The following is a 24,864-nucleotide window of genomic DNA, read 5'->3' as shown; positions in this document are numbered from 1 at the left end:
TGAAACAGCGCAGGGGATTTCGAGGCCAACGACTCCGAGCGAGTCGCGACGGGCAGAAAACCCAGAACGGGATTGAAACAGCGCAGGGGATTTCGAGGCCAACGACTCCGAGCGAGTCGCGACGGGCAGAAAACCCAGAACGGGATTGAAACACAACGAGCTAACCAGGACGTCGGACCTATTCTAACGTCGCGACGGGCAGAAAACCCAGAACGGGATTGAAACTGATACTGTGTCTCGCCGTCATGCAGCGCCCACGATGTCGCGACGGGCAGAAAACCCAGAACGGGATTGAAACTATACGCAGCCTGCCGTTCAACAAACTCTGTCTGTGCGTCGCGACGGGCAGAAAACCCAGAACGGGATTGAAACAAGTCGCTCGGCAACGACGCAACAATCTGATTGCGTGTCGCGACGGGCAGAAAACCCAGAACGGGATTGAAACAGACCGAGTCGTGGCTTCCGAAGAGTTGCACGCGGGTCGCGACGGGCAGAAAACCCAGAACGGGATTGAAACACCCATACGAATAATTTGAGTTTCCATCCTCAACAGTCGCGACGGGCAGAAAACCCAGAACGGGATTGAAACCGTAGGTGTGCAATCGCTCGGTTGGCCGGTTCTTCGTGTCGCGACGGGCAGAAAACCCAGAACGGGATTGAAACAGTTCGCCCGCCTCTTTAGCAAGGTCGCCCATGCCGGGTCGCGACGGGCAGAAAACCCAGAACGGGATTGAAACTATTTAGCGATGCAAAAATAAAAGGAATTGAGAAACGTCGCGACGGGCAGAAAACCCAGAACGGGATTGAAACAGCTTGGGCGCGCCGGCTCACCGATATTCCGGCTTGGTCGCGACGGGCAGAAAACCCAGAACGGGATTGAAACAGGGCGGCCAAATTTGGGAGATTCATCAAGACGACGTCGCGACGGGCAGAAAACCCAGAACGGGATTGAAACAGGCAGAGATTGAAGCCAAAACAGAGTTGACGGGTGTCGCGACGGGCAGAAAACCCAGAACGGGATTGAAACTAATTCTCTCGGTCGTCACGGATTTCAGCACCCTGTCGCGACGGGCAGAAAACCCAGAACGGGATTGAAACTGCATAACGTCACCGTCACCCCGGCAGCGGAGGACGTCGCGACGGGCAGAAAACCCAGAACGGGATTGAAACTTTACGTTTCGGCTGGCTTGATTAAATGTCACTGTGTCGCGACGGGCAGAAAACCCAGAACGGGATTGAAACACTATCAGGTGACACAGGTTGGCACTGCCGGGGCAGGTCGCGACGGGCAGAAAACCCAGAACGGGATTGAAACTATCTAAAATGATAACATTCGTATCCGTTGCGTTTGTCGCGACGGGCAGAAAACCCAGAACGGGATTGAAACGGACAGACGTAACTCCCGCTACAATTGTTCGGAGTTGTCGCGACGGGCAGAAAACCCAGAACGGGATTGAAACTCATCCAAGTCTGTAATATCTGGTCGGGCTATCTCTGTCGCGACGGGCAGAAAACCCAGAACGGGATTGAAACAGGATACTAACCGTTGTATCAATCATTTCACCGGTCGCGACGGGCAGAAAACCCAGAACGGGATTGAAACGATCCCTCGCGACGGAGTATCTCGATACACTGTCTCACGTCGCGACGGGCAGAAAACCCAGAACGGGATTGAAACCTAAATCGGAAAGGCGGGCGGGCTAACAGCACTCGCTGTCGCGACGGGCAGAAAACCCAGAACGGGATTGAAACAACATGAGCGATTTGTGCGGCTTGCCCTTGACGTTCGTCGCGACGGGCAGAAAACCCAGAACGGGATTGAAACAGTTCGAGAAATTGAACACGGACGGGATAGGGTCGCGACGGGCAGAAAACCCAGAACGGGATGAAACTCGAACACATAGGCAAGAAAGTCACAGAGGTTGAACTTCCCCACACGTTGCGCCGGGTAGAAAATCCAGAGCGGGGTTGAAATTTGAGATGGCAATCTCAGAGATATGATTGAAAACAGGCTCGCCACGGTCAGAAGCCTGCTGCGACCTTGACAAGACCAGCGTGCCCCTCCTCAATTACTCGCTATCGTACTCAGGCACGCTCCCGAGAAACTCGGTTGCCTCCGCCGACACTCCCTCTAGATTGTCGACCAATTGCTGATGTTTCTCTGCACGCTGTCGATACCCCTCTGCGAGTCGCTCGTTATCACTCATATGCCAAATCCAAGACCCAAGAACATAAGACCGGTTATTATCTCGATTTCATCATGAATGCTTCTTAAACAGGGTTGGTCTTATTGAGTCTCTCACCCAGTGGAGGTCTTCACATCTTTCTCCATACAGAGTGTGTGTTTTGAAGAGAATTCTACTCAGGTCGGGCATAGTGAATTGATCAGTACAGGTGAGTCAGAGACCGCTGAAGAATCCGATCTATATGGAATTTATCAAAAATACCGTGCAAGATACAGAGTGTGAAGTCAGCAACGGTCAATCGCTGAAATGCGAATAATTTTAATTATCCGTCACTAATCTCTCTTGTGCGCGATTCAGATCGAGGAGTCTCACCGGTAATCAGTACGATACTATTAGTCGCTGTTGTCGTCGTACTGGCAGCAATCACATCTGTATTCGCACTTAGTCTGGAGGAGACCGTCAGCGACCCTGCCCCGTCGGTAGCGCTTGACACAGAGGAAACAGAAAATGGGACCGTTACGATGACACATGTCTCCGGTGAAACAATAGACCGCGAAAACTTCGTGGTAAAGGGTGGCGAGATCAACGACAGTAACATGTCTGAGACGATTAAAGCCGGCAGTACCGTCGAAATCGATCCGGATCGCGACGCCGACGAGATTATCCTCACCTGGCAGAAAGAGGAGCAGTCTTCGGTGTTATTGCAGAAGCCAGTATCTCCAGGATTCGAGGAAGGCCCGCCCCCCGGCAACGTGCAACCACCGACCGAACCCGAAGGCGTGCAGGGCAACTACGGCGGATTCGGCGTGGATACGACTGTTGCTATCGACTTCGACACGTCCGAATTGACCAACAACCCGCCAGAGGGAGACGAGCCGTACGAGGTCACCAGCGTCGAGATTGAGTACGAGTACGGGGATGGGTTTGAGTCGGCACCGCTCTCGGTTGCTGGAGACGAAGACTTCCCCAGTCAGGCACGCACCGACGAGGTGTGGCTGGTTGACGGTGACCGGCTACCCGACCCGTTCCGTGTCCGCTTCGAGATGGAAGCCAATGGCGAACCCGTCACTGACGAGACTATTGGTGGCGGGTACTTCGGCGATAACCCGTCAGAGTGGATGTACGCAGTGTTCCCCAGTTTCCGTGGTGGAACTGACCCAAAGGTCGAGTTCGACGGGAGCACTGGCGAAGTCTGGGTCGGTAATCCAGTAGATGAGGACTGACGGCAAAGACGGCCCGGTCGGTATCGACTTCACACGAAAAACTGTTAATTCACAAATTGAGAGTGCAAGACTCGCGCTGTCCATCTTGCACTGACGCTATCGACCCATCCATTCTCTATCATAATCACCGTGACCGACTCAGAGAGTGAATCTCGTACGGCAGCCGCTCCAGAGCTCGGGGGCTGGAATCGTTCAATACAGGGGACACAGATATCGACTGTGCCCAGAACGATCCGAGTTACCCTCATTCTGTGCGACAGGACTTTTAAGCTATGCGGGAGCAGCACCAACTGCATGCCTTCTCGAAGGTCACTACTCCTTGAGGAGATGGTATGGCCAGAAGTCGAATCGGCGCTCGAAGACGGGATACGGAGGCGATCGTTTCCGTCGGGTCGATCGAACAGCACGGTCCCCACCTCCCGTAGAATATGGACACACTGAACGGTGACGAACTCTCGCAACGGATCGCGGAGAAATTGGGGGATTCTCTTGCTGCACCGACGATCCGGCCTGGCTGCTCGGGACATCACATGGAGTTCCCAGGCACGATCACTATCCCACCCGAGACACTGATGGATGTAATCCGGGCATACTGCCGGTCACTCGATGACCACGGCTTCGAACATATCGTCTTAGTCCCGACCCACGGCGGGAATTTCGGCCCAGTCAAGACTGTCGCACCTGATGTCGCTCGGGAAATCGAAGCCACTGTGATTCCCTTGGCTGACCTCGATGAGCATATGCAGTTACTGAATGATGGCCTCAGCAAGGCCGGGATAGAATACGATCAGGACGTGGTTCATGCCGGTGCAGCCGAGACGGCAGTGGTGTTGGCGGTGAATGAGGATCTTGTAAGGGTTGAGAATATCGAGTCCGGCCCTGAAGGGGGGATCTCTACCGCTCGCCTTCTGAGTGAAGGGTTCAAGACCATCACGCAAAACGGAGTGCTTGGCGACCCGGCTAAAGCAACCGCTGAAGCCGGCGAAACCATCATTCAGAACGTGGTTGATACCTACGTTGATCATATCGAGAATGAACGTCGTTCTGTGTAGACACGCACCTCAACCGAGATTGAAGATAATGCACAGGCGTTCCTACTGCCTTTTTGATCCCGTTCGGCCTGATACTACGGCCCAAAGTTACGCTGCGAAACGAGCGCTTTGATGAGTTTCATTTCAGCTTTCTGTAGATGTTCGCTGACCGTGTTCGGCGCACATCTAAGTTTATCGGCTAATTCTGCGTGTGTTGTCTCCCGAGGGTGCCGATAGTATCCGTGTTCAAACGCGAGGCGAACAGCTTCACGCTGCCGAGTGCTCAACTCCGAAAATGGATCCGTCCGTAGCGACGGGCGTGACCCGATTTCCTCGATAGTCACGTCGATAGTACTCGGTGCGGTGTCAACTGCGGCCTGAAGTGCCTCAGCGTCTCCCACCACCTCACCGCTCGTTTCGAAGTCGCTGTACACGACTGGGGATCTGACAAGTAACCCCGCCCGTGCCGTCAACACGAGAAAGGTCCTGAAAAACGGGAGTGCCTCAGGGGTCGCAGTGACCAGCACAAATCCTGAGCCACCGGTAGAAGGAGGTACCGTTACGTCCTCAATCCCGTCGGTCCCACGAGCTGCATCGACGAACACGTCTGTGTCTCCGTCAACATCGTACAGCACAGTTGCCACGTCCTCTGCTGCGAGATTCCAGTCACCGAGCCGCAACTGCGAGATCGCCGATGACTCCGTGACTGTGACGTAGAACGACGGGAGAACCGAGGGTGCTAACGACGCCGAAATCTGGAGTCGAGTCAACGACATCGTCAGACGTACCTCCTGTTTCAGCACCTCCGGTATAAAAACCCCATGACGATACCCGGCAGAACGCTCACCGGACACACTGTCCTACCTGCAACTATGACGGTAACTACCGGTGAGTTGGAATATAACACTGAGGGCACGGTTAACGACGCGGATCTCGTGGTACACGACGCAGTGGTTATGACTGTTGACGAAGACAACAGAATTTACGAGAACGGTACGGTCGTGGTCAAAGACGGTGTAATCACCGATGTGCGAACGACACGAGAACGTGATCGGGCCTGTGACGCCGACCGTCTCATTGATGCGGAGGGCACCGTCGTGATGCCCGGTCTGGTCAACGCGCACACTCATCTCGAACTGACGCCGCTGCTTGGTGCGTTTAGCGACCTCAACCTAATGGAGATGGTGGGCGGGATGACCGCTATCTTTGGCCACATCGCTGAGGGAGAGTACGACTACCTCACCGAGGCGGGCTACGAACTTGCGGCACTGAACTTTCTCACGGGTGGTGTCACTACCGTCAACTCAATGGATGTCCGTCCCAGCGGAGGCGCAGAGACGTTCGGCGAGGCGGGTCTCCGCGGGTTCTTCGGGGTAGCGCTCTCCGACCTCTTCTGGGATATCCCGGTTGACGAGCAGTTCGACCGCGCCCGTGAGTTCATAGATGACTACCATGGCGCGTTCGACGGACGCATCCGGGCGACAATCAACCCCCACGACGACTGGTCGTGTACCCGCACGCTGTGGGAGCGCACTGCCGACCTCGCCGCCGAGCACCCCGATTTACTCGTCCACACGCACCTACTCGAACTGGAAGCGAGCAACACGATGGCGCGCTCGAACGGAGCCGAAGACTCGCTTGACCTTCTTGACGACGTCGGCCTCCTCGACGACCGGCTTGTGGCCGCGCACTTCCGGCTCGCCGATGATGAAGACATCCAGCGGACGGCTGAGGCGAACGCGTCGGTGGCACACTGCCCGTCAATCTTCTGCTACTGGAATACAGACGGTGATGTGCAGTGGACGCCGGTGCCGGAACTGCGCGCCGCGGGCGTCGATGTCGGTCTGGGCATCGACGACCACTACTGGCACGATTCCTACAGTTTGTTCGGCGAGGCGAGGCAGGCCCGGCTCGCAGCGAACCTCAAGCGCTCGACCGGTCAGTACAACTCGATGGAACTCGTGCGAATGCTCACTATCGAAGGGGCGAAGGCGCTTGGTGTCGACGACGAGATTGGGACCCTCGAACCCGGAAAACGGGCCGATGTCATTGTTCTCGACGTTGAGAAGCCGAAATTCACACCACTGACCAACATCCCAGCACAGGTGGCCAATAACGCAGCACCGGCTGACGTGGAGACAGTCATCGTGGATGGCGACGTGCTGATGGAAGATGGCGACGTGAAGACGATGGACTCGGACGCCGTGCGCGACCGTGTCGAGACCGCGGTGGACCGTTTCGAGTCGGAGACAGACTGGGAACTCGGCATCGGTGGGAGTGAGCCGCCGAGTACGATGGACGTCGTCCGCGACCTGCCAAAACGTGGCCCCAGTCAGTTGCTCGGAAGACTCGCGTTCCAGTCCGTTAGAGATAAATATCCATTCTGATACAGGAAAATGAACCTTGGTAGATATGCAAATTTTTCGAACTCGAGCCGATAGAGGGCTCGGTTTCAGTCTCACCGAGCCTACTAGTAGATCCTCGTCCGATAGTGTTCGGACGTACATCTCGAATATACTATTAGAACTATCTGCAAATAATATAGATAGCTTCAGTCTGGTCTATCGTTGAAAGGGATTTACCCGTAGTAACCTCTCTTTCTCGCCGGATCACGGAAACTGCCGATGATGACGAGCCTGGAATGAGGTCTGCCGGGAGTCCTGGCATCTGTCAGCTTCGGATGACCGTGCTGTATACAACGCGCGTATTTCGCATGGCCTTCCGGTCACGGATGGTTTGATCGGTCAGTACAGGATCAGGACCGAGTACTGAACCCGATAGTATATGTGTAATGACGGTATTCATCTACATATGGTCGCAGCCCTCCTCGGTTTGTTCGTCGTGGCGTTCGCAGCCGCCTGTGGTATCGCTGTGTATCGAACGGGTCAGAGACAACCAGTCTTTCGAGCGCTCATCACATTCGGGATTTTGCTTCTGACGCCAGTCATCGTGTTTGCGCTTATTTCCACGACGCTGGGAGGTTCCCTTCCTGTAATTGCAATTGTTCCGCCCGTTGTCCTGTTGGGCATCGGGCTGTACACAATTGCTGAAGGAAGGTTCCCGTCACCGATCCGGGGTCGCAAACAGACTCAATAGATCTACACTGAAGATAGTCGTCAGCGTCGCGTTTCTGTTCAGTTTGCAGTTCTACTGGCCGACTGATTCATCCAGATTGGTGTGAAACCACAGGTCACCGACTGCTGAATCCACCCTCTACATCTTGCACTGACGCTATCGTCCTACCTCTTATCTGTCATAATTGCAGTGACCGACTCAGAGGATGTAGTCAGCACGGGGACTGCGTTATTTTCTCAAAATGAATCCTGAACCAACCGATAGAACTTGCCTGCGTAGTTATCGACCGTCCCGGATTGCCACCGAGGAATATCAGAAATACATCAAAATGGGTGTCCTCCCCTACGCTAATAGTAATTCAGGGACCGATGCAAGGACACCGAGGAAGACAACGAAGGTACCGACGGCTAGCATTCGAAGTGTTCCTGCTGAACGTCGTCGGTCCGGTGGCAGCGACTCGGCGACTCCGGAGAATCCAAGCCCGATAGCAAAAAAGACGAAAAAGTCAGAAGCGTTGAGCACGACAGCAGTGTACACCCAAATAAGGAGGCAGATGAACGATAAGGACAACATGATGAGCCCCTTCCTTCGTCCATCTGGCTCACGGAACACCATCTGTGGAAGTGACTCCATATGTACCAGCAATAGTTCGGCCCTGTAAAGCGTGCGGATAACTGAAAACCGGCCTGTACTTTCTCTTTCATTTGCGTCTTCCACTGATCTATTTGCCAGCTCCAAATAGACACCACTGTTTCACTGTGCTCGGTAAGAGCCCCAATAATATGATACAAAATGAACGTACATGCTGAACGATTCGCGCAGGCGTCTTTACCGATACGAGCGCTGTATTCAGCAGCGTCCACAAGATTTCTGTTAGTAGTGAGTTGCGAGATACAGAGGGTGAGTTCAGCACGACTACTTGATTAAGTTCATACTCTACCTGACCGGACCGCCATCCAGAACGTGTATATAATCAGATAGGTGAATCCCTTCCGCAAATAGGAATTGGACGTGTGAATTACTGTGCATCCATAGTTCGTTCGAGAATTTTGAGACCGATATAGACGGTACCTCCTACGAAAAGACCGTTTAGGACTACGCGTGCGACTTCAGATTCCACAAACGGGATGTGTATAAATAACGTGGCTCCCACACTAAGGGCTGCAAGAATTCCTGCAGCAAATGCTAACCTGAGATTGGTCACAGTAGCGTTCTACTGGTTGACCACATAGTCCTGGTGTTTTATTGACGGGGTTTGTCTATAGTCCACGGTCTGCTCTTCGCCTTTATCGACCGATTGGCTGTTCGCAATCTGCCCCCTCTTCATACGAGATACGCGCGGTCTATTCAGCACTCGCCATTCTACCGAGCTTCGAACAAGTCAATTCAACAACTGCTGAATCTAGAGAGTGCAGTCAGCACAGCGATTCTATTTCTTCCAGAGATTCTGCGCTGAATCAACTGCAAAGAAGACGTGCGTACTTATCGAAAAGAGCTTGTTAAATAACGTGCAATCCTGATACAGTATGGACGATACTCCGGTTATTCAATTAGTGACTCTCTGGTTTGTTGTCCTAATTTTCCTCCAAACAGCCTCAGCGGACTTCGGTGGGCCGCTTGAGCCGGTCATCGCCATCGTCGCTATTGGCCTCACGTATCTTATTCCACTGTATCTGCTCATCGAAACCGGCGCAAAACTGGTCGATGACTAAATCTTCTATACTGAGGATTTCCGCTCTCGACGGGATTCACGGAAAGAGGGATTGGAGGGCCAGTTGTCAGCGGAGGCACCGAATCTGTTCGGGCCAAATACAGGGAACCGGTTAACCGTGATAAGCCCGCTGAAAACACCTTGAAACCGACGTGAAATTGCTGGTTTTTCTCGAACAGATTTGTACGATACCGAACTTGATTGGCCGTTAGGTGAATCCGCTATACTGAGCAATCGCTTCTTCTCTGACCACTCTCAACGCGTGCTGACTAAGCGCCTTCAATTCAGCACGGATCGTGAGAGTTGACGGATATTAGACCGCTTTCATCGGTGATGGACTTGCCGAAGAGCGTCAGCCGTGGCTCGTCCGGAGATGCGGATGTACTTCTGCGCTGTGGCCAAGTCGCTCCACCCCATGAGCGCTTGGAGTGGCACTGGCGCAACCCCTTGGTAGGCGTGGTAACTGGCGGCGGTCGCACGGAGACAATGCGGATAGACCCGTCCGTCAATGTCTGCTGCCTCGGCGGCAGCTGTCACTCGTCTATTGACCGTAGTCCGAGATCGAGGGAACGAGTCGTACTGGTCGGTGAATCGCTCCAGACACAGCTCAAGCCGGAGCGACAGGTCAACCGGGATCGACCGGGCAGACGCGACTGTCTTCGGATGCCAGCGAGCGTCCATCGCTTCTTGCTGTGTGAGTTCCTCATTGTGAGTCGTCTCTTGTGCTGCTTGCCGACGACAATAGCCGCACTCGCAAGGTTCGTGTTGTGGAATGCGAAGCAGCATCCGATCCCAATCGATCCAGTCCGCACGGAAATGCGCGATCTCGCCAGCCCGGAGTCCGAGTCGGCCAGCAGCCAGACACACGAACCGTGCCTGCAAGTCTCGCGGCTCCGGCAGTGAACTACACGCTTCCAGGAGGAGTTCAAACTCTCTGTCTGTGAGTACATCCTCGTGGGTGTGCCGCGTCGTCAAGGATTGTCGATGCCGCTGTGCCCATTCATTCGACTGATGATAGTCGTTCGTCATCCACCACATGAACGCTGCTCCCCCGAATTCAAAGGCGGCATATCGGTGACAAGTCAACAGAGTGGCCGCTGAATATAGAGGATGTAGTCAGCACCAGAGCCTCGTTATTTTCTCCAATTAAATCCAGAATCAGCCGGTAGTATGTGCCTGCGTGATGATTGATCAGAGCGACACCACAGAGCGAAAGACTAAGCCAGCAGGTTATTGTAATGACCCACTCACAATTCGATATGGTTGGTTCTGCAACTCTCATTATTCTACTTACGGTCACCCTTGCGATGGTGCTGACCCTGGCTATGCTGCTACGGTTATGGAAATACGCTGATGGGTTGTAACCGATATTTCAATTGTATTGACCGAATCGCAACCGTCTTTTCAGTCTGCTTCAGCTGACCGACTTGCGCCCTGTATCTACCACAGACCGCAGCGACCTACCAGAGAGCCACCAAAAACCGCTCGCAAGATAGAGAGGGTGAAGTCAGCACACCTACGATGTTTGTTTCGCGCCAATAGTGATGAATCAGCCGCTCACTACATCTGCAAACTGATCAACGTTCAACCGGTACAGTAAACCGGGGGAGAATCACCCGTCTGTAAAAGACAAAATAAGTGATCGTGGCCAAAACATATAGCCCACTGGTCAGCAAGGGTGGCCAGTTCAGAACAAAAATCAAAAATGCAATCCAGAACCCGCCTAACACAACCGCACCCAACGAAATTACGTGCAACCCCTCCTTAGACTGAACCTGCAGGTCGCTACCAGTCGTCAGCCGAAATCCGGTCATCCCGACAGTGAGTGACGCCCAAGTCAGGAATGGGAGGCCAATTGCGGTCCAGACAGTTGCCGGCAACTGGTCAGATTCGCTTATGAGTAGTGCCCATCCGAACAGACCAAACGCCGCCCATGCAATACTCCGCCACAACTCCTCACGGATGATCAAGCGAACTCGTGGATGCTGAAGGAACTCTCGGAGCGGGTTGGCTGTCTCGGTCGATTCGTCCTTCAGTGCGTGTTTTCCTTCGGGTGAGAGTGGCCACGCTGACTCCGGGTGATTGATATAATACACGGTCGAGTCAGCCACTGTTTCCGTTGCCACAATCTCACGATCTTCCAGTTCCTCCAACCGGTTGCGGACAGTTACCTTCGAGACGTCGGGTTTGATCCGCTGTTGAATCTGCTGTAGTGAAAAGAACGGTCGATTGGCTTGGTGCATCGTCTCGATGACGTGCCGTTCTGTGAGCTTCGTATTCACCCTCCTGTCTTCCGGCAGTTTCTCAGATATCCACGGAGGGAGTGACATTTATTTTACAACTCGTTGAAAAAGTATCGGTGTTTCGGATTATGACTTTTTGCAGGCTTTCCAGCAGTATATCCCTGTAATAACCCGGACGAACCAGCCTGTCCGTGAGCAGGCACTACGACCACCCCCCTCCACGACCTACATCGAACTCCACAACCCCGAAAAACCAGAGCAGCAGTACCAACACTGCAATCAATAGCAGGGCCCATAGCACGTCACGATTCGGCAGCTGTGAACGCCAATCCATAGTGACATGTTTCTTCCCACAGCATAAAATACGAATGAGCGGTTCTCCGAGTGAGAAACAGGTCGCCGGGACTGACCACAGCCGCCACTCCCGGTATTCGGAAACGAGTCCATCAACGTCCATTGAGCCCACTTCCGGCAAATGTACGAAATACGCACGCATACTGAGCAGATCATTCAACCAGTTCTACGGTAAAAACAAGCCCTTGTCAGGGCGTCACAGAACAGTTGACACACCAGTAAGCAGGGAGTGGCAAATGGGAAATGAGCACCACGTCCCTGCAAAATCAGCCTTCGATTGAAGAGCTATTCAATTACGTGGATACAGTGCCGCTCGCGTTGTTCGATCACCTGGATCTCTCATTTCTGAACGAGTTTCCCGTGTTCGCCCCCGATAACGCGTCCGAGGCCGCGTACGTGTCAAAACACACGTGTTCTTGGCGCTCTGCCTCCGACTCGTTATAGCCATCGCCATTTACGAACGCGATGCTAACCCGGGAAAGACATCAGCCGAGTTGTGACAATGATTCTGTTACGCCCTCAATGAAAACACGAGAGAACCTCGGTGTCGTCAACGAATGCGAGCGTACAGGATTGCGCTCCCGAACTGAACGCCGACCGTTATCAAGAACGCCGCAATACTCGCAGTCGTCTTGCCGACCTGCGACAGTCCGAGTTCGTAGACGCTCAAGAAGACGATAACCGTGACTACCCCGAACAAGAGCGTCCACATGACCGCGTACATCGGCCTGTACTCGACCGGCCAGTAGTCGTCATAGGCAAAGGCCATGTCCATGAGACTCAATGACAGCAGGAACTCGGCACCGAAGTCGGCTGATACAGGGAGTGGACTACTATCGAGCGACACCAATGCGAACACCACCAAAGCCAGTCCAATCGCTGTTACCGTCACCCACTGATTGGCTGTCAGGTCAGCACGCAGTCGATTACGGAGAGACGGGGACTCGGGCATGGAAGACGTGTAAGAAGCGTGTATAAAAAAGCGCGTGGGACAGTTTCAGACTTCACAACTCGTCCCCGGAATTAACACTTTATCGGGATGTTAGACACACGTATGCCCGGCGCAGGTCGTTCAGAGTCAGCGGTAATCAGAACTATCGGTTACAGCGTCGCAGTAGTCGCTGTCGGCGGTTATCTTCTCTTTGGGTGGTCGTTCGACGGTGACAGTGCCATCGTCCCGACAGTCATCGGTGTTATCGTCGCGGCTTCGGCAATCGGGTGGACACTATATAGCCGTGTATATTCAGACAAAAGGTAGTAACGATGGACGGATTTTCCAGAGACGAGACTGCGAGTATCGTAATTATCGGCGTCACTGTCGCAGTGTTCGCTTGGTATCGGGCGGGTATGACTGGAATCCAGCGATGGACTAACGCCACTATCGCATTTCTCGTGAGTATTGCCTTTGCAACGGCTGTAATCGCCATTCTAAAACGGTGGAATCCTGTCTGGTATCGATCATAGTAGACACATTGAACGGTGAAAGAGAGTCATAGAACTCTTGATAGGGTGGTTATTTTAGAGAAGCCGGTATACGTCACTCAGCAGGAGTGCCTAAAAGAACACCGTGTATATTTTCGCGTTTCCGAGCCAGAGAGCGTAGGTAACGCGTATATAGTTGCCGGGTGGTGGCTGAAGTATGAGCGAATTTTCGAAAAGTCGGCTGTTGGTATCCGGCGGAAGCCTTCTATTGGTATTTCAACTAATTGTGTTTCAGCGGGCTTTCAACATAGTCGAAAACCCCGGAGTTTCAGGCACGCTGAGGGGTGTCATCAGCGGTGGATTGTTGCTTATCGCCACAATCTGTATCGGTAGCGGAGCGTATCTTCGGTACCAGCGTTCTTCGGCTATGTAGGAATTACACGAGCGACGAAGGATGGAAAGACTGGTGTGACAACCGTTCTGTGACATCCTGAGCCCTTGTGAATAGTTCTATGACACCCTCGGATTATACAAAGACTAGTTAGCGAGTGATTTGCCGCTCCAGCCTTTGCGGACGCAAAGTCCGTTTTGCAACTGGAAAAATCTCGTATCCGGACACAAAATTCTCAACGGTGCCTTATCAGTAGAAATCCTTGTTTGACCTGTAGATATGAAATCACAGCTACGGCGTATCATACGAGAGGAATTGTGGCGAAGTATTGCATGGATCGGCCTCGGACTTGTTGGATGGGCACTCGTGATCTCAGAGGCAGCGTGGTTAGACGCGACGGCTCTAACGGTCTTCGGGTTGCCCGTGCTCACGTGGGCTGGCCTTACTATTGGGATGGTCGGGTTGCGAGTCATCACGGAAAGTGACTTGCAAGTAGGAACGAAGGCAGGCCTGAATATTGTCTTGCTGGAGGGAATCATCATTACTGGAGCCTTTGTCGTGTATCTGGTTGCCGTTGCAGGTTGGTCACCACTCCCTACAGTCGGGGGCTACCTCGCTATCACTGGACTGTACGCACTCTACTACTGGCAGTTCGTCCTTCCCTCTGTTGAGGCCCGCAAAGCGGGGTAACTGTCACCGCGGTTGATCGAACATCGACTGTCTGTCTCTCCGAGTTCAGCTGCTACGAATAGACAGATCTGTGCAAGATACGCGCCTTCCATCTTGCATAGCCCTCAGATACCATAACGGACCTGTCAGGCGTAGGGCTACAGCATGTGGCGACAGCTCTATCGCTTCCTTCACCGGTGATGGACTTGCCGAAGAGCGTCGGCAGTGGCTCTCCCGGAGATGCGAATGTATTTTTGCGCTGTCGCCAGGTCGCTCCAGCCCATCAGCGCCTGGAGTGGAACGGGTGCGACCCCTTGATATGCGTGGTAGCTGGCAGCGGTCGCCCTGAGACAATGAGGATATACTCGACCCTCAATATCTGCGACCTCAGCGACAGCGTTCACTCGTCTGTTGACCGCGGTTCGTGACCGAGGAAACGCTTCGTACTCGTCTGTGAACCGTTCAAGACACAACTCAAGCCGGAGCGACAGGTCAACCGGAATGGCCCGAGCTGAGGCGACTGTCTTCGGATGCCAGCGTCCCTTCATCGCCTCTTCCTGTGTGAGTTGCTCATTATGGGTGGTTTCCTGTGATGCCTGGCGGCGGCAATAGCCACACTCACAGGGTTCGTGTTGGGGAATGCGAAGCAGCATCCGATCCCAATCGAGCCAGTCGGCACGGAAGTGAGCGATTTCACCAGCACGCAATCCGAGTCGGGCAGCGGCAAGACACACGAACCGCGCCTGCAAGTCTCGCGGCTCTGGCAGTGAACTACACGCTTCCAGGAGAAGTTCGAACTCCCGGTCTGTGAGCACATCCTCGTGGGTGTGCCGCGTGGTCAACGATTGTCGATGCTTCTGTGCCAATTCATTCGACTGATCATAGTTGTCCGTCATCCACCACAAGAACGTTGCTCCCCGAATTGAAAGGCGACATATCGGTAACAAGTCAACTCAGCGCCCGCTGAATATAGAGCTTGGAGCTTGCATCCAGCGCATCATATAGCTCAGTGACGAACTTGAGCACCTCCCTCACTACCGGAAAAATGATCTACTCAAGATCTGTCCCCCAAGTCAGAGCAGTGATCGTGTATAGTAGCCACAATACTTTAGTTAAACTAAGCACAGTATCGTGATGTGTCTTCAGCGTCCAAATCAGTCACGTCTGACACGTCTTCAGCCGGGGTCTACTCACAGTTAGAAATCATAGTAATCGGGCTACTGGTGATTACAGCCGCTACGCACCTGTATGCTGGGTTTATCGAGTCTGCACCACCACTTCTACTGGCCGGGCTTGGATTTCTCGGAGGAATCGGGCTCTATACCTGGGGTTACAAGCGCTCGCTTCTTACGCTAGTGGCGATTCCGTATACCGCGGTACAGATTCCACTGTGGTACGTAGCAAAGGCTGGTAGTTTCACGCTTGTCGGATATATTGACAAAGCTGTACAAGTCATTCTAGTCATTGCTCTGGTCGCCCTGGTGATTAGACAACGTCGGGAGCCGTAATAATATCTTCAGCGCAAACCCAAAAAGATCCGTCTAGTGAGGTAGTTGTACTGAGCGGTTCCTGTTTGGTGTGAGAAGTCTTCTATGACACTCTCTCGAAACTCCAAATAATAAACGTTGCGGCGAAAATAGGATTTTGAAAACGATAATATATCTTTATTTTTCCACAGCTCATATTGGTAGATGCAATGGTAGTAGAAACAGCAGAGCTACAATCGGAACTCGAAGCAAAGGGAGAACTGATGCTCGCAGTCTCAGAATTCGACGAACCACTGGAGATGCATCTCCATGATACGGAGATTGAAGATGGTGTCATCACGATCGAATTGACCGATGGTGTCCTCACGTTCGATGTCGATGAAGTGGTGGCCTTCTGGCACCACACACACTCGTTCGCAGATCTCGGACTGGAAGACTGAGTTCGCCGGCCGGTGAGTTACAGTCCGGCAGATTCAGTATAAAGCCAAGATAATCGACACACTACCCATCCAGATGTGGTGTGCCGGTCTATTGACGACTGGCAGATGAGGAACCGACCTGAGCGCGCTGGCTCTATCCTCTGTAGTGACCGACCATCGGTGCTCCATCCTACGGGTCAGTGAGTGCTGTATTCGCGCGGTGTATCTGTCACTCCAATAGTGATGATATACTTAGATCATTTCCAGTCGAGTGACCGACCCCAAGGATCAGCACAGTAGCCTCGTTTGTTTTGGGGGGAGTTTTTTCAATCGACCGGTAAAGTGCAGGTGTGGGTCTTCGTCTTAGGAAGCGGTGAGTGCGGCAACGAGCCGGTCCGGTTCGGAGACGTGGCGGAGAATACGCATCGTTGCGTTAGTTTCGACAGTGACCGTGTCGCCATTTGTAGAGGTGACAGCAACGTCAGCAAGTGGGAGTCTCCACTGTGTAGCCCCCAATATGGGGGCGTATGCGGCGATGTGGCGGTCGTAGACTCGGTATTCGACAGCACCGTGGGTAAATAGGTACTCCGCGATCTTGACCGGCACGACCGGCAGTACGAGTAGCGGCACAGCCACGATAACCGGGATGAGTGCTGCACGGGCAACTGAAAATCCACTAGTTGCCCCGAACAGTATCGCCAGCCCGCCGCTGAGGAAAACGAGAATCCATGCCGGGAGCAGCGCATCGTCCGTCACAGTTGCTCGGATTGCGCCCCGCCAGACAGCCGACTGCGAAGTCTCGACTACTGCTTGCGGGCGTCCCTCGGGAGAGACTGGCGGGTCTGGAGCGGGCTGGGGATCGGGAGAGAGTCGGAGCGCGGAGGCGACTCGGCCGGTCCAGTGGTCGAATTTTCCGGGTCGCTGACGCAAAAGCCAATAGCCAGCCCACCCGCCACAGATGAGTAGTGACTGTTGCCCAGTCGCCTCGGTCGAAACTTGACTCAGACCGATAAGAAGTGCCGAAACGAGGAGCAATTCCAGCGCCCGCCGGATGGGTGTCTGAACGCCGATGTCGGTGAATTGCCGGCGGCCAAAGTACACATCGCGGGTCTCAGTGGCGAGCGCCAGTCCGACGGCGGCTACCGACGCGGTGACCAGCGTCCCTCCACGCAAATCACTGACTGCTGATTGCGGTGTGATCACAGCAAGGCCCAACAGTGTCCAGAGATAGATGACAGCAACGACCCCGGTGAACACCGGGGTGTTCCGAGGATAGAGTGGGGGAAAGCGGCCCAACGATACGCCACCGTGGCGTGTACTAAGATCATCAACGGTCATCCCGTAGACGCCGAAGTCGTAATTGAACGCTGCCTCACGTTCGGCGAAAAGTCCGATGACACCAGCCCATCCCACGACCACATAGCCCGCAAGCCAGAGTACGACGCCAAGCGTGTTCGCCGTAGCACCAGCGGCGGCGGCGCCAGCCAGTACGAACGCTGCGCAAAGTGCCCAGAGCATGGCATGAGGGGGAGTCAGGCGGAGAGAAAGACTGCTCGTCACAATTCGAAGGTTCGCTGATAGCTCATTGTACGTTCAGGTATCGAGTCGGCGCCACAACCCGTGGTACGCCCTTCTCCTGCTATGAACGATACCATCTCGGATTCCATTTTTTCAGAACAAAGGTTGTAGCCGTTGCCACGGCGACACTCACCAGTAACACGATAATAGCGTTTGTCCATCGCTGTATTCCGGTCAAGCCGGTTCGATACCAAGCAAACACGGCGACGGTAATGCCTATAGCTGCGATACTTGCACTCTCATCTCTACTCAAGCCAGCCATTATCACGAACCCCCATGCGAGTATATACGGCTGTATAGCGTCCATCCGATGGCTGAGACCGCGACGATAATGCCGATAGCTGTCGGGAGCGTGTCCGCAGAACCGTTGAACGACCAGTCAAAAATCAGGTAACCGACGACGGCAATCAGCGCAATGAGAGCCCCGATGGCTCTGACCGCTGGTGAATCCGAACGACCTGCTCCGGGCATACGTGACCGACATCCGCGTGCGATATTAAATCCAAGGGCAGAGTTACCAGCCCTGAAACGTCGCTACGACTGATTATCTGACACACTGCGAGACGTACAACAACCGGACAGGAGTCGAACGAGCGATGCAGTCAAGGACTGCGGCCTCGGACACGTCCGCGCCCGAGACCGCGTTCACGCACGAACAGAGGTGTTCATTGCGCTCTGTCTCCGGTTCGTTGTTGCCACCACCAACTACGAGAGAGGAAACGATCCGGGCTTTGAGAAGCTATGAGATGGATTCTATGACAGGCTCTACTGAGCAATCCGCTGACCAGAAAACCGGTGGCAGTCCCGCGCAAGATTCGCGCGATCTATCTTGCACACGTTGAATCGATCTATCCAACAGATGGTAGGTAGCACAGTGACCGAGACAGAGCGTGAGTGCAGCAAATAGAACCGACTTGATCCACGATCCGTCGTTTGAATTGGCCGTTAGATGGTCGGTTGCGTATTGAACAAAACCAGACAGCACAACCTTCTCATCTTCTAATTTCAACTTTATCACTTAAACGCCTTGGTTCATAATGGGCAATATAGTTATTTTATTAACACTTTAGTAATATAGGGCTTTCAAACTTGGTCTTAGTGGACATCCAATCCCCTCCCACTTCGCTTTCCCGTTGTCCGAGGCCCTCAACCCTCTATCCTCGGTTGAAAGCCCTGTTTTTCCCTCGAAATCGGTGACCGATACGCGCCCTGTATCTTGCACGCCCTCAGAAAAATGGCTGTAACCAGATAGAAATCCCACTGATCAATAGGCGCGCTCACTAACTTTGCGCGCGCACACGCGAATCACCATCACCCCCATTTGTTCAACTGGAACAGTTCGTTCCGGATTTTACACGGTGCCACTCGAATCCCCTCCTGTGGGATAGGCGATGTCTCGTGTCGAATCAAGATACCTTCGTGGAAAATACAGCGTAGTGCATCGGTTTTGCTAGCCAAACATCTACTAGTAGTTTCTGAATGTGCAATGCACACATGCCCTTCATCCCCTTCGAGGACCGGCCGATCAGTATCGACGAGGGCTCGCGGGAGGTTCGGTTGCCCCACGAGACCGGCGTCTCCCTGACGACCCGCGAGCACGAGAGCGAGCACAAGCGGGTCACGATGGCCGATCTGATGACCGAGTGTAACTACCTGAATCCGGATATCGAGGTCATCGCCGAAATCAACACCAGCGCGAGCTTCGAAACCTTCGCAGAATCGATCAACACCGGCCACGGCATCCTCGGGACCACACACGCGACCGATATCGATTCGCTGGTCAACCGCGCCGTCGAACAGGGGCTGCCGCCGTATCTGCTCAGAGAGGTCGATCTGGTCGTCTTCCCGCGCAAGGCCGACGGCGACCGCTACGTCGGCGAAGTCGTCGAACTACTCGACGAGCAGTCGTTTCGTGACCTCGACGCCGACGAGGGTTGCGGGGTCATCAGAAAAGACGAGGGTGCAGTCTACTGGAACCGAATCGCCAACCGCACTCCCGACGGCGAGTTCGAGTTCGCCTACAGCCACCCCGACCTCGGTGACGACGAGCGTGACTGCCGGATCCAGACGCTCGCACGTATTGCCGAATTGACCGACCGGGATCGCTCCGATGTCGAAGCCGAATTCCACCGAAAGCACCGGTACGTCGAGCACATGATTCGAGAGGGAATCGACGAATTTGACGCGCTGTTCGAGTTGCTCGCTGATCTTCAGACCAACGAGGCTGCGACAGTCGAACGGCTGAACCGGCAGGCCGACGATGACCGACGGGGTCGCTCAGAAGCGACCGAGAAGTCCACCGCCGGTGGTTCGGCGGATTACGCCGGGAGGGAGATGGACTGATGTCGGTCGACCATCGCTCGCCGAGACAGCTCGGAGCCGTCGACAAGGGGCTATATGCGCTGTTTTCGCGACACGCGGACAGCAGCACCCACGACCGGGATCGACAGCGATACCGCTCGACCGGGCTGAAAACGAGTTTCGATGTCTTCATCGCTCGGCTCTACGGCCTCGGATGGCTCGCTGGGATTGCCGCTGCTGTTCTCGTGTTCGTTGTCACGACCGCCTTGCCACCGTCGCTAGCTGGACGGGTCTTCGAGTTTTTCAGTCGTGGCTTGCCGATCATCAACCAGCTTCGGATCCCATCTGTCGGCTCGGTGCCCCTCGCTGTCACTGTCTCACTGTTCACCGGTGCGGTGATCCGGTGGCTGGTCATCCGTGCTGGCGGCTGGTATCTGGGTCGGCTTGGGGCCGCCCGCCGAGACCGGATCGAGCGAACGCTGCCGGGCGCCGTTCGATACATGCGGGTGCTGGCCTCGGGCAATAGCGATACCCGTGAACTGCTCCACCGCGTCGCAGGTCAGGACGCCTACGGCGCCACAGCCGAGTCGCTCCAGGACGCGCTCAACCGGGCCGCGCTCGCGGGCAGTCTCGACGAAGGGCTGTCGCTGGTGGCCCGGGATACACCGTCGCGAGACGGGCTGGCTCCCTTTTTGCTCAAACTCAACGAACACGCCTCACAGGGCGGCGATTCACTCGAAGGCTATCTGCAGATGGAGGGCCGATTGCTCTCGCACAAGCAGGAACGGGCCCACCAGCGCGCGACTGGCTACCTCGAACTCATCGCGGAGTTGTTCGTCGTCGTGCTCATCTTCCCCGCACTTACAGTACTCATTCTGACTGTCGCCGGCGTGCTCTCTCCCGGTCTCGGTGAGGAAACCACAACGCCGCTCGGCCAGTTCACGATCAGGGGACTAATCTTCGCCGGCAGCCTCGTGTTCGTGCTCGTCGCCGGGATCGGCGGTGCGTGGGCCGTGAGTGCACTCAGGCCGACCAATCACGCGACGCCGAGTTACGAACCACCGTCGCATCCGCTCAACATCGTGCGGACGGCCGGACAGAATCCGGCGAGCGCAGCCGTCGTCTGTCTCCTTCCCGCGGCACTTGTGCTGTTGGTACTCGCAGCTCTCGGCTACCGAGTGGCCGATGTGCTCTTGCTTGGATACGCCGCCTACAGCATCCCGGTCGGCCTCGTTTCGGTTCGTCGGGCCCGCGTCGACGACGCGAAGGACCGGGAGATCCGGGACTTCGTCCACGCAATCAGCGGCCACGTCAGCCTCGGTCGGCCGTTTCCCGACGCGGTCCAGCGCGTCGCTCAAGAGGTGGATTTCGGCCCGCTGCAGTCCGATGTCGAGGCACTCGCGTTCAACCTCAGCCTGACGACTGGAACCGAGGACGGCGACGACGTGCGTGCTGCGGCGTTGGATCGATTCGTCGACCGGATCGGAACGCCGCTGGCATCTCAGACCGTCGGGCTGGTCGTCGGAGCACTCGAATCCGGTAGCGATACCGAGAGTGTCTTCGAGACACTGGAGACAGAGATCGGCCGCCTCTACCACGAGCGCAAAACGCTCCGCTCGCGCATGCTCGTCTACTCGGCCGTCGGCTGGACGACTGCTTTGCTCGTCGTCGGCATCATCGTCGCGGTCAACATGACCGTCCTCGATAGCTTCTCACAACTCTCTGGCGTTGCCGATTCCTCGGCACAGATGACACTCGATCCGAACGCTGTCGATCCGGCTCGGGACCAGTATCGGTTTTACCTGATCGCACAGGCGACAGTGCTGGCCTGTGGCTGGTTCGCTGGCGTTGCGAGTCGCGGCACGTACGAAGCGCTGCTCCACTCGGGTGCCCTCGTCGTGATCACCTACCTCGTCTTCGCCGGACTGGGGGTGGCCTGATGCGCGCGCAGTCACACATCGTCGGCGTGGCACTGATGCTCGGCGTGGCCGTGCTGGCACTGGGTACCCTGACTGCCGGCGTCGGGACGCTCATCGATTCACAGACTGCCGACGCCGACGCCCAGCGGGTCGCCGACGGGTTCGATCGCGCCATACAGGGTGCGGAACGAACTGGCGTCCACAGTCACCAACTCCACTTCGCCGAGGGGACACTGCGAACCGTCGACCGAACGATGCGGATCCTCGAGAACGGGACCGTCGTCGCAGCAGTCGAGGTCGATGCGCTGGTCTACGAGCACAGCGAGGGCCGCGTCGTCTCGCTCGGCGGTGCGGTCGTCCGCGACAGCGGGGCGAGTGCCGCACTCGCCGAACCCCCATCAATCACCCACTCCAAGCGCAACGAAGTCTTGATCGCTGGTGCACCGAAGTTGAACGCCGGCCGGGTCTCGATCAGCGGCGGTGGTGGTGTGACGACGACGATTCAGACCAACGTCTCACACGACCGCCGCGAACTCGGGACCGGACGGTACGCCGTCGCCATCGAGACGGCCTCGCCGGATCCGTTCCGTCGGTTCTTCGCTGATCAGGGGGCAACCGTCGAGAGCCGGCAGTTCTCCGGCGACGAGACCGAGAGCGTCGTCGCGACTTACCCCGGGCTCCGAGAGGGATATCTGGTCGTTCACGATCTTCGACTGGAGGTGAGCCATGCCTGAGCAGCGATTCGTGGGCGACGAACGAGCGATGACGCCGGTCGTTGGAAAGAGCCTCGCAATCGGCATCGTCCTCCTGTATCTCGGTGGGATGGCCACCATTCTACTTGGCGGGACCGTCCCGGAGTACCGGACGCACGCCGGTTCGGAACTGGGCGACCGCGTCCTCGCAACGGCCGGTGGTTCGATCGAGCAGTCGGTCCCGAACGCCAACGGCACAGTCGAGACGAACCAGACCGTCGATCTGCCGCCCACGATCCGCGAGCAGAGCTACGAACTCGAACTCACCGGGGGTAGACTTCGATTGCACCACTCAAATCCAGAGATTGGCGGCGAAATACGTCTGTCACTCCCGCCGACGGCCATCGTCGAGAACAGTACCTGGCGTAGCGGAACCGACCTGCAGATACGGGTTAGCGGTCCCCGTAAAAACCGCACCATCACACTCGACCAATGAGGGGACAGACAGAACTCCCGGCGGTCGCGATTGCGCTGGTATTGTTGACGAGCGTCCTCGTCCTCGGAATCAGTGCTGCCGACTCGGCTCTATCGAGTGCTGACAGACCCGCACTCGAACAGCAGGCAGCCGTCGGGCTCTCCGAGCAACTGACCGCACCGAGTGCCAACGTGACGACGCGGGCAAACACTCTCGACGCGGCAGCACTCGCAAACCTGAGTATCGACAGTCTCCAATCCGAGTACGGCGCGGATTCCGATCACGATTTCAGAATTCGACTCGACGGCGAGACACTGGTCGAATCGGGCGACCCTACCGGCGGGACGACCATCGATCGTCTGGTCGTCGTCGAACGGCGCACGAAGACAACGCTCGTTCCTCCCTTCGAGGACAATCGGACGGTGACACTTCCACAACGAACCTCGGCCGCGACTATCGATATCGACCCACCGGCGACGACGACCGTCGAGCGACTCTGGGCAGACGACCGTCTTCTCCTCCAGAACAGCAGTGGGCTTCGTGGTGTCTCGCGGATCTCCCTGTCACCGTTCGAGACCGAACGGCTTCGGTTCGAGGCACTGGGTCCGCTTCCGCCGGGTGCCGTCGAGATCACACACGATCGAATTCAGACCGAGAAACAGACACTGGAGGTGACCGTCGATGCGTAGAGGACAGGCGACGATCACTGCTATCGAGGCAGGAGTCGGCATCCTGCTCGTTCTCGCGCTCTCGATCGTGTTTGCGCTCGGGGCACCCGGGGGTGGCGATCCGGCTAGCCAAGCACAGTTGGATGCCTACGCCGAGGATACGACGACGATCCTCGCACAAGAACAGCCACGCCACACAGGTCAGACACGCCTGGCAGAGATCGCTGCCTCGGAGACGGCTTTCGAGCGGGAAGCGCCTGCGCTCGAACGACGCATCGAGGAAATTCTGCCCGAGAACGTACTGTTTCGACTCGACACGGCACACGGTAGCGTTGGTCACCCGCTCCCGAGCGATGTCCGTACCGGCACAGCAACGATTCCGACGACGAACGATCCCGTCACACTCAACGTATGGTACGTGTAAAACCAACTTGGTTAACCCAAGCTAACAAGCGCGGACAGGTCGTCCTCCTCGCTGCGCTCGTTCTCGTTGTCGCGCTGGTTCCCATCGTTGCCGCGTACCTCCAACTCGGGTACCAGGGAGAGACCCACACCGGGATCGATAGCGAACCCGAACAGGATACGCAGCGACTCTTGGAGCGTAGCGTCCAGGAGGCGACGAATACCATTCCGGCGACCTACGAGTGGAGCGAACGTCAGAATGCGGCTGAGCGCGTCCGTGGTCGACTCGAGCCGACTGCGGAGGGGGTAGAATGGTCTCGTCTGGATAGCGGCGTCACACAGCAACTGACGTACAACGAGAGTCGCGCCGACGAGTGGACAGACACCCACTGTCCCGGCGGGCCGGACCGGCAGTTCGGTCCCTGTGAATCGATCGGTGGGATCGTCCTCCAGGAGCGCGCAGGCCGGACGCACGTCCTCGCAGTCGCCGTCGATCTCACGACGACAGCCACTGCGCGTGAGAGCACACTCACGACGATTATCCGTGTGCAGACGGGCTGAAATCCCGATTATCTACCGAGTCTGTCGAGAATCGTCGCCTCTTCGCTTCGCCGACAT

General features: G+C 55.7%; 21 protein-coding genes, 5 pseudogenes and 1 CRISPR repeat array. Of the genes and pseudogenes, 18 read left to right on the top strand and 8 right to left on the bottom strand.

From position 1 onward, the window contains the following. Positions 1-42 precede the first annotated feature (42 nt). A CRISPR array of direct repeats spans positions 43-1,975; the repeat unit is 37 nt; unit sequence GTCGCGACGGGCAGAAAACCCAGAACGGGATTGAAAC. Positions 1,976-2,069: 94 nt separating this feature from the next. Further along, on the bottom strand, positions 2,070-2,207 hold the full coding sequence (locus V8P86_RS05735; RefSeq protein WP_336326271.1) for a hypothetical protein: 138 nt from the start codon (positions 2,205-2,207) through the stop codon (positions 2,070-2,072). A 323-nt stretch (positions 2,208-2,530) separates the two neighbouring features. On the opposite strand from V8P86_RS05735, the pseudogene V8P86_RS19075 reads away from it, so the two are divergent. The 3 genes and pseudogenes from V8P86_RS19075 to V8P86_RS05725 all read left to right on the top strand — a co-directional run. Next, positions 2,531-2,662, top strand: a pseudogene (locus V8P86_RS19075) (archaellin/type IV pilin N-terminal domain-containing protein); the annotation flags it as partial. Positions 2,663-2,782: 120 nt separating this feature from the next. Continuing rightward, a complete protein-coding gene (locus V8P86_RS05730) occupies positions 2,783-3,409 on the top strand; it encodes a hypothetical protein (RefSeq protein WP_336326270.1) in 627 nt (208 codons plus the stop codon). Positions 3,410-3,703: 294 nt separating this feature from the next. Continuing rightward, positions 3,704-4,461, top strand: a pseudogene (locus V8P86_RS05725) (creatininase family protein). A 74-nt stretch (positions 4,462-4,535) separates the two neighbouring features. On the opposite strand, the gene V8P86_RS05720 reads toward V8P86_RS05725, so the two are convergent. Beyond that, entirely contained in the window at positions 4,536-5,216 is a 681-nt protein-coding gene (locus V8P86_RS05720) for a helix-turn-helix domain-containing protein (protein WP_336326268.1), read from the bottom strand. Between the two features lie 180 nt (positions 5,217-5,396). On the opposite strand from V8P86_RS05720, the gene V8P86_RS05715 reads away from it, so the two are divergent. Together V8P86_RS05715 and V8P86_RS05710 are read left to right on the top strand one after the other, a co-directional pair. Continuing rightward, a complete protein-coding gene (locus tag V8P86_RS05715) occupies positions 5,397-6,827 on the top strand; it encodes an amidohydrolase family protein (protein WP_336326267.1) in 1,431 nt (476 codons plus the stop codon). Positions 6,828-7,251: 424 nt separating this feature from the next. Further along, positions 7,252-7,536: a hypothetical protein gene (locus V8P86_RS05710; protein WP_336326266.1), complete on the top strand. Its 285-nt coding sequence runs from the start codon at positions 7,252-7,254 to the stop codon at positions 7,534-7,536. A gap of 321 nt (positions 7,537-7,857) precedes the next feature. On the opposite strand, the gene V8P86_RS05705 is transcribed toward V8P86_RS05710, so the two are convergent. Then, complete coding sequence (locus tag V8P86_RS05705; RefSeq protein WP_336326265.1) at positions 7,858-8,148, bottom strand: DUF8011 family protein; 291 nt, start codon at positions 8,146-8,148, stop codon at positions 7,858-7,860. 893 nt (positions 8,149-9,041) lie between these two features. On the opposite strand from V8P86_RS05705, the gene V8P86_RS05700 reads away from it, so the two are divergent. Continuing rightward, positions 9,042-9,227, top strand: a complete 186-nt coding sequence (locus tag V8P86_RS05700) for a hypothetical protein (protein WP_336326264.1) — start codon at positions 9,042-9,044, stop codon at positions 9,225-9,227. Positions 9,228-9,550: 323 nt separating this feature from the next. Here V8P86_RS05700 and V8P86_RS05695 read toward each other — a convergent pair whose 3' ends face one another. Together V8P86_RS05695 and V8P86_RS05690 are read right to left on the bottom strand one after the other, a co-directional pair. Then, on the bottom strand, positions 9,551-10,255 hold the full coding sequence (locus V8P86_RS05695; protein ID WP_336326305.1) for a tyrosine-type recombinase/integrase: 705 nt from the start codon (positions 10,253-10,255) through the stop codon (positions 9,551-9,553). 548 nt (positions 10,256-10,803) lie between these two features. After that, entirely contained in the window at positions 10,804-11,556 is a 753-nt protein-coding gene (locus V8P86_RS05690) for a hypothetical protein (RefSeq protein WP_154552496.1), read from the bottom strand. A 644-nt stretch (positions 11,557-12,200) separates the two neighbouring features. Here V8P86_RS05690 and V8P86_RS05685 point away from each other — a divergent pair. After that, positions 12,201-12,323: pseudogene (locus tag V8P86_RS05685) on the top strand (transposase); the annotation flags it as partial. A gap of 50 nt (positions 12,324-12,373) precedes the next feature. Here V8P86_RS05685 and V8P86_RS05680 read toward each other — a convergent pair. Further along, positions 12,374-12,775, bottom strand: coding sequence for a hypothetical protein (locus tag V8P86_RS05680; RefSeq protein WP_336326263.1), 402 nt, complete (start codon positions 12,773-12,775; stop codon positions 12,374-12,376). A 1,176-nt stretch (positions 12,776-13,951) separates the two neighbouring features. Here V8P86_RS05680 and V8P86_RS05675 point away from each other — a divergent pair. Next, the gene (locus V8P86_RS05675; protein WP_336326262.1) at positions 13,952-14,326 is read left to right on the top strand and encodes a hypothetical protein; all 375 of its coding nucleotides are present in this window, start codon (positions 13,952-13,954) and stop codon (positions 14,324-14,326) included. 170 nt (positions 14,327-14,496) lie between these two features. Here the strand turns inward: V8P86_RS05675 and V8P86_RS05670 are convergent, their stop codons facing one another. After that, complete coding sequence (locus V8P86_RS05670) at positions 14,497-15,201, bottom strand: tyrosine-type recombinase/integrase (protein WP_336326261.1); 705 nt, start codon at positions 15,199-15,201, stop codon at positions 14,497-14,499. 240 nt (positions 15,202-15,441) lie between these two features. Between V8P86_RS05670 and V8P86_RS18885 the strand changes: the two genes are divergently transcribed. Beyond that, positions 15,442-15,813, top strand: coding sequence for a DUF7475 family protein (locus V8P86_RS18885; RefSeq protein ID WP_338738349.1), 372 nt, complete (start codon positions 15,442-15,444; stop codon positions 15,811-15,813). A gap of 188 nt (positions 15,814-16,001) precedes the next feature. Then, on the top strand, positions 16,002-16,232 hold the full coding sequence (locus tag V8P86_RS05665) for a hypothetical protein (RefSeq protein ID WP_092695449.1): 231 nt from the start codon (positions 16,002-16,004) through the stop codon (positions 16,230-16,232). Positions 16,233-16,574: 342 nt separating this feature from the next. On the opposite strand, the gene V8P86_RS05660 is transcribed toward V8P86_RS05665, so the two are convergent. Further along, a complete protein-coding gene (locus V8P86_RS05660) occupies positions 16,575-17,729 on the bottom strand; it encodes a hypothetical protein (protein ID WP_336326260.1) in 1,155 nt (384 codons plus the stop codon). Positions 17,730-18,349: 620 nt separating this feature from the next. Here V8P86_RS05660 and V8P86_RS05655 point away from each other — a divergent pair. From V8P86_RS05655 to V8P86_RS05620, 8 genes and pseudogenes are all read left to right on the top strand, one after another. Next, positions 18,350-18,534: pseudogene (locus tag V8P86_RS05655) on the top strand (IS5/IS1182 family transposase); the annotation flags it as partial. 734 nt (positions 18,535-19,268) lie between these two features. Further along, positions 19,269-20,132, top strand: a pseudogene (locus V8P86_RS05650) (ATPase, T2SS/T4P/T4SS family); the annotation flags it as partial. Further along, a complete protein-coding gene (locus V8P86_RS05645) occupies positions 20,132-22,030 on the top strand; it encodes a type II secretion system F family protein (RefSeq protein WP_336326259.1) in 1,899 nt (632 codons plus the stop codon). The pseudogene V8P86_RS05650 and the gene V8P86_RS05645, both read left to right, overlap by 1 nt. After that, positions 22,030-22,743, top strand: a complete 714-nt coding sequence (locus V8P86_RS05640; protein ID WP_336326258.1) for a DUF7289 family protein — start codon at positions 22,030-22,032, stop codon at positions 22,741-22,743. Before V8P86_RS05645 ends, V8P86_RS05640 begins: the two co-directional genes overlap by 1 nt. Continuing rightward, positions 22,736-23,197: a DUF7266 family protein gene (locus V8P86_RS05635; RefSeq protein ID WP_336326257.1), complete on the top strand. Its 462-nt coding sequence runs from the start codon at positions 22,736-22,738 to the stop codon at positions 23,195-23,197. Before V8P86_RS05640 ends, V8P86_RS05635 begins: the two co-directional genes overlap by 8 nt. Next, positions 23,194-23,865: a DUF7263 family protein gene (locus tag V8P86_RS05630; RefSeq protein WP_336326256.1), complete on the top strand. Its 672-nt coding sequence runs from the start codon at positions 23,194-23,196 to the stop codon at positions 23,863-23,865. The genes V8P86_RS05635 and V8P86_RS05630 overlap by 4 nt, the downstream gene beginning before the upstream one ends. After that, positions 23,858-24,268, top strand: coding sequence for a DUF7262 family protein (locus V8P86_RS05625; protein WP_336326255.1), 411 nt, complete (start codon positions 23,858-23,860; stop codon positions 24,266-24,268). Before V8P86_RS05630 ends, V8P86_RS05625 begins: the two co-directional genes overlap by 8 nt. Next, positions 24,256-24,807 (top strand): DUF7261 family protein, encoded by a 552-nt coding sequence (locus V8P86_RS05620; protein ID WP_336326254.1) that lies wholly within the window; start codon positions 24,256-24,258, stop codon positions 24,805-24,807. The genes V8P86_RS05625 and V8P86_RS05620 overlap by 13 nt, the downstream gene beginning before the upstream one ends. Positions 24,808-24,864: the final 57 nt, after the last annotated feature.

The sequence above is a fragment of the Halovenus anhuiensis genome (assembly GCF_037080055.1).
Classification (GTDB): Archaea; Halobacteriota; Halobacteria; order Halobacteriales; family Haloarculaceae; genus Halovenus.
This window is presented reverse-complemented; position numbering and strand designations above follow the sequence as displayed.